The organism is Cryobacterium cheniae (assembly GCF_004403395.1).
Taxonomy (GTDB): Bacteria; Actinomycetota; Actinomycetes; order Actinomycetales; family Microbacteriaceae; genus Cryobacterium; species Cryobacterium cheniae.
The window spans coordinates 1-16,050 of sequence record NZ_SOGN01000059.1; the positions used below are offsets into that span (position 1 = coordinate 1).

Sequence of the window (16,050 nt, forward strand, 5' to 3'; positions counted from 1 at the left end):
GCTCCGCGCACGGACCGTCCCGCGTACAACAACGACCGTCCCCGCACGGACCGTCCCGCGTACAACAACGACCGTCCGCGCACGGATCGCCCCGCGTACAACAACGACCGACCCTCCTACGGCGACCGCGCTCCCCGCACCGACCGTCCCGCCTACAACAACGACCGTCCGGCCCGCACTGAGCGTCCCTCCTACGGCGACCGCGCTCCCCGCACCGACCGTCCCGCCTACAACAACGACCGTCCGGCCCGCACCGAGCGTCCCTCCTACGGCGACCGCGCTCCCCGCACCGACCGTCCCGCGTACAACAACGACCGTCCGTCTTACGGTGACCGTCCCGCCCGCCCCGAGCGCGGCGGCTACGACCGTTCCGAACGGGCGAACTCCGACCGTCCGGCGCGTTCGGCCCGCTCGGCGTCCGATGGCGGCCACTCCAGCAACTTCTACCCCGACCGCGACACCAAGGCGCACTTCGCCGCCGGTGACGACGTCGTGCTCGAGCGCCTCGAAGCCATCGCGACGACGGCTGCCGAAGTCGTCGGCGTGACCTTCGGCGACCTGGGCCTCGGCGAGAACATCGTGCGCGAGCTGGCCACCCTCGGTGCCGCGACGCCGTTCCCGATCCAGGCCGCGACCATCCCGGACGTGCTCGCCGGACGCGACGTGCTCGGCCGTGGCAAGACCGGTTCCGGCAAGACCATCGCCTTCGGCGCTCCCCTCGTGGAAAAGCTGCTGGAGAACAACGGCGCCAAGGATCGCAAGATGGCCCGCAAGCCGCGCGCGCTCATCCTGGCCCCGACCCGTGAGCTGGCCCTGCAGATCGACCGCACCATCCAGCCCATCGCCCGCAGCGTCGGCCTCTTCACCACCCAGATCTACGGCGGCGTTCCGCAGTACCGCCAGGTCAGCGCCCTCCAGCGCGGCGTGGACATCATCATCGGCACCGCCGGCCGCATCGAAGACCTCATCGAGCAGGGTCGACTCGACCTCAGCGAGGTCGTCGTCACCGTCCTCGACGAAGCCGACTACATGTGCGACCTGGGCTTCCTCGAGCCGGTTCAGCGCATCCTGCGTCAGACCAAGAAGGGCGGCCAGAAGCTGCTCTTCTCGGCCACCCTCGACAAGGGCGTTGCCTCGCTGGTCAAGGAATTCCTGATCAACCCGGCCGTGCACGAGGTTGCCGGCGAAGACCAGGCCTCGTCCACGATCGACCACCGCGTGCTCGTGATCGAGCACCGCGACAAGAGCGCCATCATCGGCCAGCTCGTCGACCGCCAGGGCAAGACGCTGATCTTCTCCCGCACCCGTGCCTACGCCGAGCAGCTCGCCGACCAGCTCGAAGATGCAGGCGTGAAGGCGACAAGCCTGCACGGCGACCTGAACCAGGCCCGCCGTACCCGCAACCTGCAGATGCTGACCAGCGGTCGCGTCAACGTGCTGGTGGCCACGGATGTCGCGGCTCGCGGCATCCACGTGGACGACATCGACCTGGTCATCCAGGCCGACGCCCCCGACGAGTACAAGACCTACCTGCACCGCTCCGGTCGTACCGGCCGCGCCGGCAAGTCCGGTACCGTCGTCACGCTCATTCCGAAGCAGCGTCGTCGCCGCATGGACGACCTGCTCGAGCGCGCCGAGATCGAAGCATCCTTCACGAACGCGGCCCCCGGCGACACGTCGGTCCGCGACCTCGCGGGAATGTAGTCCGCACCTCCAGCAGCACCTGAAATACAGAAGGGGCACCCGCCGTCACGGCGCGTGCCCCTTCTTCGCGTTCCGGAGCAGGGGCACCTCAGCGGCGGGCTGCGCGGCGTCCGTTTGCCCGCACGATGGTCTTCCGGATCTCCTCGATCCAGAGCACCGACGACCCGACCAGCACGCAGAGGCCCCACTGGCCCGAAGTGAGCGAGGTGGTGTCGAAGAGACCCTGGAGCACGTCGATCTGCACGACGAGGACCTGCAGAATGATCACCGCGGTGAGTGCCAGCCAGATGCTGCGGTTGGTGAACGTCTGCAGTGAGAAGACGGAGTGGGTGTCCGAGCGCACGTTGAGCAGGTTGAAAACCTGATAGAAGACAAAGGTCGTGAACGCGAGGGTGGTGGCGAAGGCTGCGTCCCCCGCGCTGTCCGGGAACAGGGCGGGCGCCTGGATCAACACGGTCAGGGTTCCCGCGGCCATGACGAGCCCGAGCCCGAGAATCCGCAGCATCCGATCCCGCGTGAGCAGAGGTTCGTCGGACGGCCGCGGAGGCCGGCTCATCGTTCCGGGCTCGGCCGGATCGAGGCCGAGCGCCAGGGCGGGTGGGCCGTCCATGATGATGTTGACCCAGAGGATCTGCAGCGCCGTGAACGGCGCACCGGCGGCCCAGCCGGTGACGCCCGCGATCAGGAAGATGAGCACGAATCCCCACGCCGTGGTCAGCTGGAACCTGACGAACTTCAGGATGTTGGCGTAGATGCCCCGTCCCTCCCGCACGGCGGCGACGATCGTGGAGAAGTTGTCGTCGGTGAGGATCATGTTCGCGGCGCCCTTGGAGACATCCGTGCCGGTGATGCCCATGGCGATCCCGATGTCGGCCTGCTTCAGCGCCGGCGCGTCGTTGACGCCGTCACCGGTCATGGCCACGACGTTGCCGCCCGACTGCAACGCCCTGACCACCCGAATCTTGTGGGCCGGGGTGACCCGGGCGAGCACCCCGTAGTCGGGGGCGCGGGCGGAGAGCTCGTGGTCGTCGAGGTCGTCCAGCGTGGGACCGGCAGCAGCCTCACCCGGCAGGCCCAGATTACGGGCGATGGCCGAGGCCGTCACGAGATGGTCGCCCGTGATCATGTGCACGCGGATGCCGGCGCCGAGCGCCACCGCAATGGCCTCGGCCGCCTCGACCCGTGGCGGGTCGACGATTCCGACGATGGCGTACAGGGTCAGCCCGGTGACCAGTGAGCGGCCCGAGTCGTCGTCCGGAACGGTGCCGGCGTCGAGGGTGCGTCCGGCGATCATGATCGTGCGCAGGCCCTCACCGGCCAGCTCCTGAATGGTCTCGTGGATTCGTTGCTGGAGCGTGTCGTCCAGAGGGCGGACGCCGTCGTCGGTGAGCACCGAGTCGGTCAGGGGCAGCAGGGCGCCCGGTGCGCCCTTGACGCAGCAGCGGTGGCCGGCCGGTCGCGGGAGTTCGCCCGTCGGCTCTACCGGTCGGTGGAACGTGGCCATGAATTTGTAGTCGGAGTCGAAGGGCACTTCGGCCACGCGGGAGTGGGTCCGCCTCGCACCCGCGACGTCGATGCCGCCCTTTTCGGCGAGCACGGCCAGGGCTCCCTCGGTGGGGTCGCCGACCAGCACGCCGTCGTGCAGCATGGCGTCGTTGCAGAGGGCCATTGTCAGGAACGCTTCGGTGAGGTCGGGCATCGGCCGGTCGTCGCCGGTGAGGATCCTGCCCTCGGTGGAGTAGCCCTCGCCGGTGATTCGGAAATCGCGGCCGTGGGTGTGCAGCCGGCGGGCGGTCATCTCGTTCATGGTCAGCGTGCCGGTTTTGTCGGTGGCGATGTGGCTGACGCTGCCGAGCGTTTCAACCGCCGAGAGCTGCTTGATGATCGCGCCCTGGGCGGCCAGCCGGGAGGCGCCCATTGCCAGGGTGAACGCGACGACCGCGGTGAGACCCTCGGGAATGGTCGCAACGGCCAGGGAGACGGCGGTGATCAGCAGCTCGCTCCAGGATTCCCCGCGCAGGAGGCCCAGCACGAAGACGATCGCCACCACGACCAACGCCGCGACGGTGAGCAGCTGGGCCAGCTGGTCGATCCTGCGCTGCAAAGGTGTTTTGTCGTTCTTCACCTCGTTCAGCAGCCCCGCGATGCCGCCGACGGCCGTGCCCATGCCGGTGTCGGTGACCACCATGGTGGCCCGGCCGCGGGTGACGAGGGTGTTCATGAAGAGCATGTTGGTGCGGTCGGCGAGCGGCAGCCCGGCATCGTCCAGCGCGGGAATCGTCTTGCCGACGGGCTCGGATTCCCCGGTCAGGGTCGCCTCCGCCACCTGCAGTCCGGCATTGGCGATGAGGCGACCGTCGGCCGGAACGGAGTCGCCGGCGTCGAGGAGCACGATGTCGCCCGGCACCAGCTCGGAGAATTGCACCTCGAGTTCGGTGCCGTCCCGGCGAACGACAGCCTTGCCTTCGGACAGCTTCTGCAGCGCCTGGAGGCTGCTCTCGGCCCGCCGCTCCTGCACATAATTCAGAATGGTGTTGAGGATGATGACGGCCAGGATCACAATCGGCGTCTCCAGTTCCCGGGAGACGACGGCGCTGACGACCGCGGCCACCAGCAGGACGATCGTCATCTTCTCGGCCAGAAGGCGCACGATCTTGCGCCAGGTCGGCACGCGGTGCGGCTTACGCAGCCGGTTCGGTCCGTAGCGCCGACGGCGGTCTTCGACGGCGGATGCGGCGAGCCCGGTGCGGGCATCGACGTCCTGCGCCGCAATGGTGTCAGCAGCCGAAAGAGTGTGCCAGGCGGGGCGCACTGTGGCGGCTGCTGGCGAGGGGGCGGGCATCCGTCGGAGTCAGCGTTTGGCGGGCTTGCGCGTCACCAGAACCGGGCAGACCGAGAGTCGGGTGCACTGGTCACTGACCGAGCCCAACAGAAGGCCGGCCAGGTTGCCGCGGCCGCGGGAACCGACCACGAGCATGCGCGCGTCCCGTGACACCTCGATCAGGCTCCGGGCCGGCCCCGCATGCACGGCCCGGTAGTCGACGCTCACGTGCGGGAAGGCGTGCACCATCGCAGCAGTGTCCTCGATCAGGGCGACCCGAACCGCCTCGGAGTACTCGTCGAACGACGACACGAACCCGAACTCCCAGTTCGCGGGCCGGGGGGCGGTGTCGATTGACCAGGCGCGCACGATCACCACCGGGGCGTGCAGCTGCTCGGCGAGCCCGAACGCCGTGCCGAGCGCGTGGTCAGCGAAGGCCGAGCCGTCGTGGCCGACGACAATGCTGCCGGCCGGAGCCGACGCAGGACTGGAGCCCTCGGCGGTTTCCACGGGTGTGCCTGCTGGGGTGGTGCCTTCGGTGGTCACGGCGAACTCTCCGAACTGGGGGACGAGTGAGGCAGAACGATCAGAACACTCCCAGATTACCGAACTGCAGTTCAGGTGTCCAGCGCGTGGGGCGGGATCGGAACGAGCACGGCGAGCAGTTCGTCGAGTTCGTGGCCTTCGGACACGGGATGCCGGAAGGGTCGCCCGGTGGCAATCTGGTAGCTGTTGCGCCGCCCGATCCTGGTTCTCGTGATGTAACCGTCCGCCACGAGGTCGGCGATGATCTTCTGGGCCCCGCGCTCGGTGACGCCCACCCGGGAGGCCACGTCGCGCATCCGGCACTGCGGATCCCGCGCAATCGTGACGAGAACGTGGGCGTGGTTGGTCAGGAAGGTCCAGCGGGCATCGCTCCCGGCGTTGAGTCGGGGGTCCTGGTCGGGGTCCGATGCGTTCATCTAAGCGAGATTAGTCCTCCGGTGTCGTGCTGTCGCGGCCGTCTCGCGCCGGGAGGGGCAGCTTACGGCCGGTCGGGCGCGTCGATGATCAGGTTCGTGATGCGCGCGGTGCACAGCCGCCGACCCTGGTCGTCGCTGATCACGATCTCGTGGCAGGCGATCGTGCGCCCGAGACGGATGGCCGTGGCCACCCCGGTCACGATCCCCGACCGGGCCGCGAGGTGGTGTGTCGCGTTGATGTCGAGCCCCACCGCGCTTCGTCCCGGGCCCGCGTGGATCACGGCCGCCCACGAACCGAGGGCCTCGGCGAAGGCGACGGATGCCCCGCCGTGCAGCAGCCCGAACGACTGCCGGTTGCCCTCCACCGGCATCGTCGCGACGACCCGCTCCGCGGACTGCTCGACGATGGTCACGCCCATCTTCTCGTCCAGTTCGCCGAGCGTGATCTTCCAGTTCCCGTTCACGTTTCTCCTTGATCTTCTACCGGTGGTCGAGCCTGTCGAGACCGGTCGAGCGGGTCGAGACCCGCAGCCCGTCGAGCGCCACCGCGAGCACATCGCTGGCCAGTTGACCGGCGTCTTCCGGGCCCTCCGGCCGATACCACTCCACGATCGAGTTGACCATACCGAACAGAAGCCGGGTCACGATCCGGGGGTCGATGTCGCCGCGCAGGGAGCCCTCGTCGCGGGCCTCCACCACGAGGGCGGACACGGACCGGTCGAAGGCGCGGCGGCGCGCGAGCGCGGCGCGCTCGACATCCGTGTTGCCGCGCACCCTCAGCAGCAGCGTCACGTAGGGCAGCCGGGAGGTGAGCACCTCCACGGCTCCGCGCAGCACCGCGGCGAGTCGGTCGATCACCGGTCCGACCTGGGCGCTCTGCTCGAGCAGCACGCCCTCGAGTCCGTCGAGAGCCTCGTCGAGGGCCTGTTCCAGCAGCTCCTCCTTCGAGCTGAAGTGGTGGTAGATCGCCGATTTCGACAGGCCGAGGCGGGTCGCGAGCACCCCCATCGAGGTGGCGTCGTAGCCGAACTCGTTGAAGGCGGCGACCGCGACCTCGAGGATGGCGCGCTGGTCGTAACCGGGGCGACCGCGTTTGGTGAGGGCTGGTTCAGACATAATCGAGAAGTCTCTCACGGGCCGGGTTCCCGGAGGAGTAACCGACCCGTGAACGCTCGGTCCTGCGTCAGGTTCAGCGCAGGTCGTAGACACGCTTGTGCTTGCCCGTGCTGCGCTCGAGCGTGCCGGGTTCCACGATCAGCACGCTGACGCTGGACCCGATCAGGTCCTTGATCCGGTGGATCAGCAACGCCGAGGCGATGTCGGAGGCGACGTCGCTCGCGTGCTCGTGCCGTTCGATCCGCACGGTGAGTTCGTCCATCCGGTTCGGCCGGGTCAGCTCGATCACGAAGTGCGGGGAGAGGCTCGGGATGCTGAGCACGATCTCCTCGATCTGGGTCGGGAACAGGTTGACGCCGCGCAGGATGATCATGTCATCGTTGCGGCCGGTGATCTTCTCCATTCGGCGCATGCCGGGGCGTGCGGAGCCGGGCAGCAGCCGGGTCAGGTCGCGGGTGCGGTAACGGATGACCGGGAACGCTTCCTTGGTCAGCGACGTGAACACGAGCTCACCCTGGGTGCCGTCCGGCAGCACGAGTCCGCTGTCACCGTCGATGATCTCGGGCAGGAAGTTGTCCTCCCAGAGGTGCGGCCCGTCCTTCGTCTCGATGCACTCGTTGCCCACGCCCGGGCCCATCACCTCGCTGAGCCCGTAGATGTCCAGGGCGTCGAAGTCGAGGCGGTCCTCCAGTTCGAGCCGCATCTGGTTGGTCCACGGCTCCGCGCCGAGCACGCCGGCCTTGAGGCTGGACGAGCGGGGGTCCATGCCGGCCGCGACCATGGCATCCGTGATCGTGAGCAGGTAGCTGGGCGTGGCCATGATGACGTCCGGCTCGAAGTCCTGGATCATCTTGACCTGCTTGTTGGTCTGGCCGCCGGACATCGGGATGGCGGTGGCGCCGAGCGCCTCGATGCCCGCGTGCGCGCCGAGTCCGCCGGTGAAGAGGCCGTAACCGTACGCGTTGTGCACGCGCATGCCGGGACGCACGCCGGAGGCGCGGAGGCTGCGCGCCACCAGGCCCGCCCACATCTTCAGGTCGTTCTGCGTGTAGCCGACGACCGTCGGCAGCCCGGTGGTCCCGGAAGAGGTGTGGATCCGCGCGACCTGGTCCATCGGCACCGCGAACATACCGAACGGGTAGGAGACCCGCAGGTCGTCCTTGGTCGTGAACGGCAGGAGGGCCACATCGTCCAGGGTGCGGATGTCGTCCGGGTGCACGCCGACCTCGTCGAACTTGCGGGTATAGAGAGGTACGTTCCGGTACGCCAGCCGCACGGTTTTCTGCAGCCGGGTCAGCTGCAGGGCCTGCAGTTCGTCACGGGACATCCGCTCCTCGGGATCGAGTTCATCCTGGGCCGGGGCGTGCAAGCGGGTCTTGGTCAGCGTTGACATGGGGCCTCCTGGTTGAATGCGGATTTAGAGCGCGGGTGCGACGGCGCCGGGCACGGGAAAGTTGGTGGTGCGGCTTCGCCCGCGGAACTCCGCGACCGGCACGTGGTGCTCATTGGCGACGCGCACGTCGTAGAGGCCGGAGCGTCCGCTCTTGGTGCGCAGCACGGCGGTCGCGGTGAGGGTCTGCCCGGCGGCGGTGGGCTTCAGGAAGGTGATGTCGGCGCCAGACGCGAGCGTGACGTGGTGGTCGTCGTTGCAGGCGATCGCGAACGCCGTGTCGGCCAGGGCGAAGACGATCCCGCCGTGGGTCACGTCGAAGCCGTTCATCATGTCGTCCCGGAGGAGCATGGAGACGACCGCGCGGCCCGGTTCCGACGCGTGCACGACCATTCCGAGGGCGGCCGATGCCCGGTCATTCTGCATCATGGCCCCGTTGGAGGGCGGTAAAACATCCGTCATGGGGTTCTCCTCATTGAGTTCCTCGGGCCGCAACGCATGGTTGTGGGGGTCGTAGGGAAACCATATACTAACTGAACGATCGGTTGGTAAAAGTTCGCCAAACCCAGGAGTCAACGATGACAATCCCGCCAGTTCCCTACGCTATCGACCCGGACAGCGCCGCCACGGTGTCGGTCGAGGAGCAGCAGTTCAACGACCTGATTGCCGCCGATTCGCGCATCGAGCCACGCGATTGGATGCCCGACGGCTACCGCAAGACCCTCATCCGCCAGATATCCCAGCACGCGCACTCCGAGATCATCGGGATGCAGCCGGAGGGCAACTGGATCACCAGGGCGCCCAGTCTGAAGCGCAAGGCGATCCTCCTGGCGAAGGTGCAGGACGAGGCCGGCCACGGCCTCTACCTCTATTCCGCCGCACAGACGCTCGGCATCAGCCGCGATCTGATGACGGACCAGCTCATCGCCGGCAAGGCGCGCTACTCCTCGATCTTCAACTACCCGAGCCCCACCTGGGCGGATATGGGCTCGATCGGCTGGCTCGTCGACGGCGCCGCGATCTGCAACCAGGTGCCGCTCTGCCGCGCGTCCTACGGTCCGTACGGCCGCGCCATGGTGCGCATCTGCAAGGAGGAGTCCTTCCACCAGCGGCAGGGTTTCGAGATTCTGCTCGAACTGATGAACGGCACGCCCGCCCAGCGCGAGATGGCGCAGGAATCGGTCAACCGCTGGTACTGGCCGGCCCTGCAGATGTTCGGACCGCCCGACGACGACTCGCCCAACTCGGCGCAGTCGATGGCCTGGAACATCAAGCGATTCTCCAACGACGAGCTGCGCCAGCGCTTCGTCGGAATGCTCGTGCCGCAGGCGGAGGTGCTCGGCGTGACGCTGCCGGACCCGGATCTGCGCTGGAACGAAGAAAAGGGTGCGTACGACATGGGCGAAATTGACTGGACCGAGTTCCACGAGGTCCTTGCGGGCCGCGGGCCGGCGAACGCGAGGCGCCTCCAGCGCCGCCGCGACGCGCACGACGAGGGCCGGTGGGTACGCGAGGCTGCTGCCGCGTACGCCGCCAAGCAGGCCGTGAAGGCGGTCGCATAATGAGCGCTCCCGGTGCATCCGAGAAGGAAATCTGGCCCCTCTGGGAGGTTTTCGTGCGCTCCAGCCGCGGAATCAGCCACACCCATGTGGGTTCCCTGCACGCCCCCGACGCCACCCTCGCGGTGCGCAACGCGCGTGACCTCTATACCCGCCGCAACGAGGGCGTCTCGATCTGGGTCGTGCCTGCCGATGCGATCACCACGAGCGATCCGGATGCGAAGGGTGCCTTCTTCGAATCGCCCGCCGGCAAGAACTACCGCCACGCGAGCTACTACACGAAGAGCGAAGGGGTGAAGCACCTGTGAGCGACACCATCGAACAGGACGGCCACGGCCACGTCGACGTCGACACGGTCCAGCTCTCCGCGGAACTGGTCGAGGCGGCATCCGTCGCCTCGCATGATGTGGCGGAATACGCACTCTGGCTCGGCGACGACTCGCTCGTGCTGGCCCAGAACCTGGGCTGGTGGATTTCTCGCGCCCCCGAGCTGGAGGAGGACATCGCCCTCGGCAACATCGCCCTCGACCTGATCGGGCACGCCCGTTCCCTGCTGCACTACGCCGGGGCCGAGTCCGGCCGCACCGAGGACGACCTGGCCTACTGGCGTGACGAGCCCCAGTGGCGCTCCGCGCACCTGTTCGAGCAGCCCAACGGCGACTTCGCGCACACGATCGCCCGCCAGTTCATCGCGGCGCACTACCTGTTCGAGCTCTACAGCACCCTGATGGAGTCGACGGATGCGACGCTCGCCGCGATCGCGGCCAAGGCCGTCAAGGAGGTCGACTATCACCGCGACCACTCCATCCAGTGGGTGCTGCGCCTCGCGCAGGGCACCGAGGAATCCCGCCGGCGCATGATCACCGGCCTTTCCGACCTGTGGCCGTTCGTGGAGGAACTCTTCGTCGACGAGCCGCTGATCGACCGGCTCGAGGGCGTCGCCGTGCGACCGTCCTCCCTGCGGGCCGCGGTGGAGGGCGCCATGTTCCCCGTGCTCGCCGAAGCCGAGCTCGAGGTTCCCCGCGGGTTCATCTCCTCCGGGGGCGGCCGCCGCGGCGACCACTCCGAGAACCTCGGGCCACTGCTCGCCGAGCTGCAGGTGCTGGCTCGGGCGCACCCCGGCGCGAAATGGTGACCGTGGCCTCCCTCGCCCGTCCGCGTCCGAGCGACCCGGCATCCCAGCGGGCCTGGGATATCGCCGCCGAGGTCTGCGACCCCGAGGTGCCCGTGCTCACGATCGAAGACCTGGGCGTGCTCCGGTCGGTCGCCGTCACGGCCGACGGAACCCACGTCATCCTCACGCCGACCTACAGCGGATGCCCCGCGATGGAGGCCATGCGCGACGACGTCACGTCGGCCCTCGCCGGTGCCGGCTATCAGAACGTCACCGTGGAACTCGTGCTCTCCCCGGCCTGGACCACCGACTGGATGAGCGACGAGGGCAAGGCGAAGCTGGTCGGCTACGGCATCGCCGCACCGACCGGCCACTCCGGTGTGCGCCCGACCGGCACCGTCCGGCTCCAGCTCGCGGTCAAGTGCCCGCGCTGCTCCTCACTGAATACGCGGGAACTCGCCCGCTTCGGTTCGACGTCGTGCAAGGCGCTTTACGAGTGCCGGGACTGCCTCGAACCGTTCGACTACTTCAAGGTGTTGTAACCATGGCCGCACTCAATCTGGGCAGTACCGATTCAGCCGTCCTCGACCCCACCGACGACTCCGTCACCGACCCCGCCGCCGCGCCCACGAAACGCCGCGCCCGTTTCCACACCCTCTCCGTCGGCGAGGTGCGTCAGCTCACCCAGGACAGCGTCGAGGTGACCTTTGTGGTTCCCGAGGAGCTGCAGGGCGAGTTCGACTACGACCCCGGGCAGCACCTGGCGCTGCGCGCCACGATCGACGGCCGGGAGCTGCGCCGCAGCTACTCGATCTGCCGACCCCGCACGCTCGGCTCGGTCAGTGTCGCGATCAAGCGCGACCTCGGCGGGATCTTCTCGAGCTGGGCCAATACGGAACTCCGGGCGGGGGACCGCCTTGACGTGATGAGCCCGCAGGGCACGTTCACCACCGCGCTCGAGACCCTGGACGACAAGCACATCGTCGGCATCGCCGCCGGCAGCGGAATCACGCCGCTGATGTCGCTCGCGCACACGGTGCTGGAACGCTCCGAGACCTCCCGCTTCACGCTCGTCTACACGAACCGCACCGCGCTGGACGTGATGTTCCTCGACGAGCTCGCGGATCTGAAAGACCGGTACCCGGCCCGGCTGGCACTGCACCACGTGCTCTCGCGCCAGTCCCGCTCCTCCGCCCTGCTCTCCGGCCGGATCGATGAGGAGAAGCTACGCCTGATGCTGGCCAACATCATCCGTCCCGCCGCCGTCGACGAGTGGTTCCTCTGCGGGCCGTTCGAGCTGGTGCAGCTGTGCCGCGACACGCTGGAGAGTGTGGACGTCGAGCCGGGCCACATCCGGTTCGAGCTGTTCACGACGGGGGAGCCGACGCACGCCGCCGGCGACACCGGGCGGCCGGTGGTCGTCGGAATCGGCGACAAGACCTTCGAGATCGAGTTCACCCTCGACGGCGAGAGCGCCACGGTGACCACGCCGGTCAACGCGAAGGAGAGCATCCTGAACGCCGCCCTGCGCGTTCGCCCGGACGTCCCGTTCGCCTGCGCCGGGGGAGTGTGCGGCACCTGCCGCGCCAAGCTCGTCAGCGGCGACGTCACGATGACCGAGAACTACGCCCTGGAGCCCGACGAGATCGCCCGCGGCTACGTGCTCACCTGCCAGTCGCACCCCACGACCGACAAGGTCGTCGTCGACTACGACGTATAGCGCGAAAGCGCAGAAAGCGGTTCCCGTGATCGAGCTGACCATTCGGGACGACGTGGCCTACGTCGTCCTGAACGCCCCCGACAAGCTGAACGCGCTCGACGAGGCGGCCCTGGCCGAGCTCGAGGCCGCCTACGAGACCGCGGAGGCGGCCGGCGTTCGCGCCCTCGTGCTGCGCGGTGAGGGCCGAGCGTTCTGCGCCGGCCGCGACATCTCGGGCGTCGACCCGCGGGACGACGATGTGATGGGTTTCCTGGGCGACCGCGTCACGCCGCTGCTGCAGCGGATGAGCGTCTTCCCTGCCCCCACCTTCGCCGCCGCGCACGGAGCCTGCCTCGGTGTGGGCCTCGGCCTGCTGATCGCCACGGATGTCGTCTACGTCGCCGACACCGCGAAGATCGGTTCCCCGTTCGCGAACCTCGGGGCCACGCTCGATTCCGGCGGCCATGCCCTGTTCGTCGACCGGCTCGGCGCGCACCGCACCCTCGATCTGATCTATTCCGGCCGGCTCATGTCCGGTGCCGAGGCCGTGGCCTCCGGCCTGTTCAGCCAGGTCTTCCCGGCCGACGAGGTGACGGATGCGACGTCGACGGCCGCCGAGCGGGCCGCGCATGGTGCGACCCAGGCGTTCCTCGCCAGCAAGGAGCTCGTGCGCGCCCTCCGGGACGACCGGCTCGGCCTCTGGCAGAGCGTCGCCGCCGAGAACCGCGCGCAGGCGGCCCTCTGCGACACCGCCGACTACCGCGAGGGCTTCGCCGCCTTCCAGCAGAAGCGCAAGCCCGCCTTCACCGGCCGCGGCTGACCCGTCCCGCCTGTCCTGCCCGTCCTGCCGCTGTCCCCGCGACGCGCGTGCCGCGCCGCTGCGCTGGTGGCACGCCACGCGCGCAGCGGCGCAGCTCCCGCGCAGCCCGTTGGACGGCTGCCGAGAGCCGCGCAGGCCGAGAAACGAATGCCACGCGGAGGACAATAAAAGGGTGCGCACCCATAGGTGCGCACCCCTCCTTCGCAGCAGCAGCAGCAGCAGCAGCAGCAGCTAGACGGTCGCACCGCCCAGGTAGGCGTTGTGCACCTCGGGGAGTTCCACGAGCTCGGCGGGCGTCCCGGTGAGCGCCACCCGGCCGCGGTGCATGACCACCGCCCGGTGCGCGATCTTGAACGAGGCGCGCACGTTCTGTTCCACCAGGAGCACCGCGAGCTGCTTCTCGACGCAGAGCCGGGAGAGCACTTCCATGATCTCGGCCACCACCTTCGGCGCCAGGCCGATGGACGGCTCGTCGAGCATGATCGCCGTCGGGTTCGCCATCAGTCCGCGCCCGATGGCCACCATCTGCTGCTCGCCACCCGAGAGTGTCCCGGCGGCCTGCCCCATCCGGGTCCGCAGCCGGGGGAAGAGCTCGAGGATCGAGTCCACGTCGCCGTGACCCTTCTTCGTCCAGGCACCCAGCATGAGGTTGTCGCGCACCGAGAGGGTCGGGAAGCACAGCCTGTTCTCGGGTACGTGGGTCAGGCCGAAACCGGCCATCTTCTCCGCGGGCTTCCCGGTGATTGTGCGGCCCTCAAGGGTCACGCTGCCCGCGGTGGGCCGGATGAGTCCGCTGACGGCCCGCAGCAGGGTCGTCTTTCCGGCCCCGTTCGAGCCCACCACGGCGACGATTTCCCCGCGCGCCACCTCGAAGCTCACCTCGTGCAGCACGGCGAGCTTGCCATAGCCGGCGTCGAGGCCGGAAACGATCAGCGTCATGCGTGCTCCTCCAGTTCGGTCAGTTCGGCTTCGGCCTCGTCGAGGTCCGTGCCCAGGTAGGCGACCACCACGGCCGGGTCGTTGCGCACCGACTCCGGGTCACCGTGCGCGATCAGCACGCCGTCGTCCAGCACCGCGACGTGGTCGGCGAGGGACATCACCTGCGCCACATCGTGCTCGACGAGCACGATCGTGAGGCCGGCGGTCCGCAGCCGCCGCAGCAGCTCGGCCATCACCTCCCGCTCCGCGCCGGACAGTCCGGCCATCGGCTCGTCAAGGAGAAGCAGGGCCGGCTCGGCGGCCAGGGCCCGGCAGACCTCCATGATTCGCTGCTTGCCGAACGACAGGTCCGAGGCCGAGTCGTCGGCGGCATCCGTCAGTCTCATCGACTGCAGGATCTCGTAGGACGCGGCGCGGTGGCCGCTCTGCTCGGCCGACTGCAGCCCCAGCATTCCGCGGAGGACCCCCGCACGACCCTTGCGGTACCGGCCCATGTACACGTTGCCGACGACATCCGTCGAGGTGAACACCTGCAGGTTCTGGAAGGTGCGGGTCAGCCCGTGCGCGGCGGCGACGTGCGGCTTGCGGCCGGAGATGACCTGGCCGAGGAACGTGACGGTACCCGCGGAAGGGGTCAGCGCTCCGGAGATCATATTGAAGCAGGTCGTCTTCCCGGCGCCGTTGGGCCCGATCAGGCCCAGGATGCTGCCGGCCGGCACGGTGAGGCTCACGTCGTTGACGGCGACGACGCCGCCGTACCGTTTGGTCAGCCCCTCGATGACGAGGATCGGCTCACCGGCCGCGACCGGGGTGCTGACCAGGGGGAGCTGCGGGATGGTCGTGTCGAGCTCGGACGCGGACCCCGGGGTGTGCGCGTGCGCGTCGCCGGGCGGGCGCTTCCCGGCGAACGGCAGCTTATGCCACAGGGTGGTCGCCGCCTGGTAGAGGCCGCCGGGCAGGAGCAGGATCACCAGGATCAGAACGATGCCGTACCCGAGTAACTGCACCTCACCGGTGGCGCCGGGGAAGATGGCCGGGATGACATCGCGCATGCCCTCGCCGAGGAACTGTACGAGGAAGGCGCCCGCGACGGCGCCCCAGACCGATCCGAGGCCCCCGATGACGACCATCAGCAGGATCGAGACCGACAGGTGGAATTCGGCGGTTGTCGGGCTCACGATCGCGACCTGGTAGGCGTAGAACACACCACCGAGGCCCGCGAACCCGGCGGACAGCACGAAGACCTTCAGCCGCAGCGCGTAGGTGTTGACCCCGAGGCTCTCGGCGGCGAGTTCGGAGTCGTTGACGGCCGAGAGGGCGCGACCGGCCCGGCTGTGGGTGAGGTTGAGGGCCAGGATCAGCCCGATCACCACGAACGGCGTCACGAACCAAAGGAAGAAGCCGCTGTTGTCGATCGGGATCCCGAAGACCGTGGGCCGCGAAATGCCGTAGATGCCCGTGGTGCGCCCGGTGACGTCCCATTCGCGCACACCGATCATCACGATGAAGCCGAGGCCCAGCGTCGCCAGTGCGAGGTAGTGGCCGCGCAGGCGCATCAGCGGAAGGCCGACGAGCAGGGCGACCAGCATCGCGGCGAGCACACCGATGGTGGCCGCCACCGGACCGGGCAGATCGAGCTTGGTCAGCATGATCGCGTGGGTGTACGCGCCGATGGCGAAGAAGGCGGCCTGCCCGAGGCTGACCTGCCCGGCCAGCCCCATCAGCAGGTTGAGCCCGATGGCCGGCAGGGCGAAGATCATGGCGAACACGACGATGTTCATGACCGAGGAACTGGCCGTGAAGGGGACCACGATCATCAGCGCGACGAGGATGCCGCAGCCGATGAGCGTGGCCTTGTTGTTCGCCCAGAAACGCGCGCCGGTAGAGCGCGTCCCGACGAAGGCTGGTGTGGTTGCATGTGTCATT

Annotated in this window: 16 protein-coding genes; 7 read left to right on the forward strand and 9 right to left on the reverse strand. The window is 68.6% G+C overall.

The genetic code is table 11. The annotated features are described in order from the left end of the window. The coding region (locus tag E3T23_RS13470; RefSeq protein ID WP_134370992.1) for a DEAD/DEAH box helicase at positions 1–1,704 on the forward strand (1,704 nt) is incomplete at its 5' end. A gap of 88 nt (positions 1,705–1,792) precedes the next feature. Here the strand turns inward: E3T23_RS13470 and E3T23_RS13475 are convergent. The 7 genes from E3T23_RS13475 to paaI all read right to left on the reverse strand — a co-directional run bounded on the left by E3T23_RS13475 (position 1,793) and on the right by paaI (position 8,455). Continuing rightward, positions 1,793–4,546 carry a cation-translocating P-type ATPase gene (locus E3T23_RS13475; RefSeq protein WP_134370993.1) on the reverse strand — a complete coding sequence of 918 codons (2,754 nt, stop codon included), beginning with the start codon at positions 4,544–4,546 and terminating at the stop codon, positions 1,793–1,795. Positions 4,547–4,555: 9 nt separating this feature from the next. Then, entirely contained in the window at positions 4,556–5,071 is a 516-nt protein-coding gene (locus tag E3T23_RS13480; protein WP_198416223.1) for a universal stress protein, read from the reverse strand. A 71-nt stretch (positions 5,072–5,142) separates the two neighbouring features. Beyond that, complete coding sequence (locus E3T23_RS13485; protein ID WP_134370994.1) at positions 5,143–5,487, reverse strand: helix-turn-helix transcriptional regulator; 345 nt, start codon at positions 5,485–5,487, stop codon at positions 5,143–5,145. A 62-nt stretch (positions 5,488–5,549) separates the two neighbouring features. Then, positions 5,550–5,906 (reverse strand): hotdog fold thioesterase, encoded by a 357-nt coding sequence (locus E3T23_RS13490; RefSeq protein WP_241977955.1) that lies wholly within the window; start codon positions 5,904–5,906, stop codon positions 5,550–5,552. Positions 5,907–5,967: 61 nt separating this feature from the next. After that, positions 5,968–6,603: a TetR/AcrR family transcriptional regulator gene (locus E3T23_RS13495; protein WP_134370997.1), complete on the reverse strand. Its 636-nt coding sequence runs from the start codon at positions 6,601–6,603 to the stop codon at positions 5,968–5,970. A 73-nt stretch (positions 6,604–6,676) separates the two neighbouring features. Continuing rightward, positions 6,677–7,996 (reverse strand): phenylacetate--CoA ligase PaaK, encoded by a 1,320-nt coding sequence (paaK, locus tag E3T23_RS13500; RefSeq protein ID WP_134370998.1) that lies wholly within the window; start codon positions 7,994–7,996, stop codon positions 6,677–6,679. Positions 7,997–8,020: 24 nt separating this feature from the next. Continuing rightward, on the reverse strand, positions 8,021–8,455 hold the full coding sequence (gene paaI / locus E3T23_RS13505; RefSeq protein ID WP_134370999.1) for a hydroxyphenylacetyl-CoA thioesterase PaaI: 435 nt from the start codon (positions 8,453–8,455) through the stop codon (positions 8,021–8,023). A 116-nt stretch (positions 8,456–8,571) separates the two neighbouring features. On the opposite strand from paaI, the gene paaA reads away from it, so the two are divergent. The 6 genes from paaA to E3T23_RS13535 are packed head-to-tail and all read left to right on the forward strand — an operon-like array spanning position 8,572 to position 13,185. After that, the gene (paaA, locus tag E3T23_RS13510) at positions 8,572–9,555 is read left to right on the forward strand and encodes a 1,2-phenylacetyl-CoA epoxidase subunit PaaA (protein ID WP_134371000.1); all 984 of its coding nucleotides are present in this window, start codon (positions 8,572–8,574) and stop codon (positions 9,553–9,555) included. Then, positions 9,555–9,860 (forward strand): 1,2-phenylacetyl-CoA epoxidase subunit PaaB, encoded by a 306-nt coding sequence (gene paaB, locus E3T23_RS13515; protein WP_104102564.1) that lies wholly within the window; start codon positions 9,555–9,557, stop codon positions 9,858–9,860. The genes paaA and paaB overlap by 1 nt, the downstream gene beginning before the upstream one ends. Then, positions 9,857–10,687 carry a 1,2-phenylacetyl-CoA epoxidase subunit PaaC gene (gene paaC, locus E3T23_RS13520; RefSeq protein ID WP_134371001.1) on the forward strand — a complete coding sequence of 277 codons (831 nt, stop codon included), beginning with the start codon at positions 9,857–9,859 and terminating at the stop codon, positions 10,685–10,687. The genes paaB and paaC overlap by 4 nt, the downstream gene beginning before the upstream one ends. Before the next feature lie 2 nt (positions 10,688–10,689). After that, positions 10,690–11,208: a 1,2-phenylacetyl-CoA epoxidase subunit PaaD gene (gene paaD, locus E3T23_RS13525; protein ID WP_241977949.1), complete on the forward strand. Its 519-nt coding sequence runs from the start codon at positions 10,690–10,692 to the stop codon at positions 11,206–11,208. Between the two features lie 2 nt (positions 11,209–11,210). After that, positions 11,211–12,386, forward strand: coding sequence for a 1,2-phenylacetyl-CoA epoxidase subunit PaaE (gene paaE, locus E3T23_RS13530; RefSeq protein ID WP_134371004.1), 1,176 nt, complete (start codon positions 11,211–11,213; stop codon positions 12,384–12,386). Positions 12,387–12,411: 25 nt separating this feature from the next. Then, on the forward strand, positions 12,412–13,185 hold the full coding sequence (locus tag E3T23_RS13535) for an enoyl-CoA hydratase/isomerase family protein (protein ID WP_134371005.1): 774 nt from the start codon (positions 12,412–12,414) through the stop codon (positions 13,183–13,185). 231 nt (positions 13,186–13,416) lie between these two features. Here E3T23_RS13535 and E3T23_RS13540 read toward each other — a convergent pair whose 3' ends face one another. Continuing rightward, a complete protein-coding gene (locus E3T23_RS13540; RefSeq protein ID WP_134371006.1) occupies positions 13,417–14,124 on the reverse strand; it encodes an ABC transporter ATP-binding protein in 708 nt (235 codons plus the stop codon). Further along, entirely contained in the window at positions 14,121–16,049 is a 1,929-nt protein-coding gene (locus tag E3T23_RS13545; RefSeq protein WP_134371007.1) for a branched-chain amino acid ABC transporter ATP-binding protein/permease, read from the reverse strand. The genes E3T23_RS13540 and E3T23_RS13545 overlap by 4 nt, the downstream gene beginning before the upstream one ends. Position 16,050: the final 1 nt, after the last annotated feature.

Excerpts from the sequence above, each read along its gene's own strand:
- E3T23_RS13485 (WP_134370994.1), bottom strand. The coding sequence starts at position 5,487 with ATGAACGCATCGGACCCCGACCAGGACCCCCGACTCAACGCCGGGAGC.
- E3T23_RS13490 (WP_241977955.1), bottom strand. The coding sequence starts at position 5,906 with ATGGGCGTGACCATCGTCGAGCAGTCCGCGGAGCGGGTCGTCGCGACG.
- E3T23_RS13540 (WP_134371006.1), bottom strand. The coding sequence starts at position 14,124 with ATGACGCTGATCGTTTCCGGCCTCGACGCCGGCTATGGCAAGCTCGCC.
- paaK (WP_134370998.1), bottom strand. The coding sequence starts at position 7,996 with ATGTCAACGCTGACCAAGACCCGCTTGCACGCCCCGGCCCAGGATGAA.
- E3T23_RS13475 (WP_134370993.1), bottom strand. The coding sequence starts at position 4,546 with ATGCCCGCCCCCTCGCCAGCAGCCGCCACAGTGCGCCCCGCCTGGCAC.
- paaE (WP_134371004.1), top strand. The coding sequence starts at position 11,211 with ATGGCCGCACTCAATCTGGGCAGTACCGATTCAGCCGTCCTCGACCCC.
- paaI (WP_134370999.1), bottom strand. The coding sequence starts at position 8,455 with ATGACGGATGTTTTACCGCCCTCCAACGGGGCCATGATGCAGAATGAC.
- E3T23_RS13495 (WP_134370997.1), bottom strand. The coding sequence starts at position 6,603 with ATGTCTGAACCAGCCCTCACCAAACGCGGTCGCCCCGGTTACGACCAG.
- E3T23_RS13545 (WP_134371007.1), bottom strand. The coding sequence starts at position 16,049 with ATGACACATGCAACCACACCAGCCTTCGTCGGGACGCGCTCTACCGGC.
- paaA (WP_134371000.1), top strand. The coding sequence starts at position 8,572 with ATGACAATCCCGCCAGTTCCCTACGCTATCGACCCGGACAGCGCCGCC.
- paaB (WP_104102564.1), top strand. The coding sequence starts at position 9,555 with ATGAGCGCTCCCGGTGCATCCGAGAAGGAAATCTGGCCCCTCTGGGAG.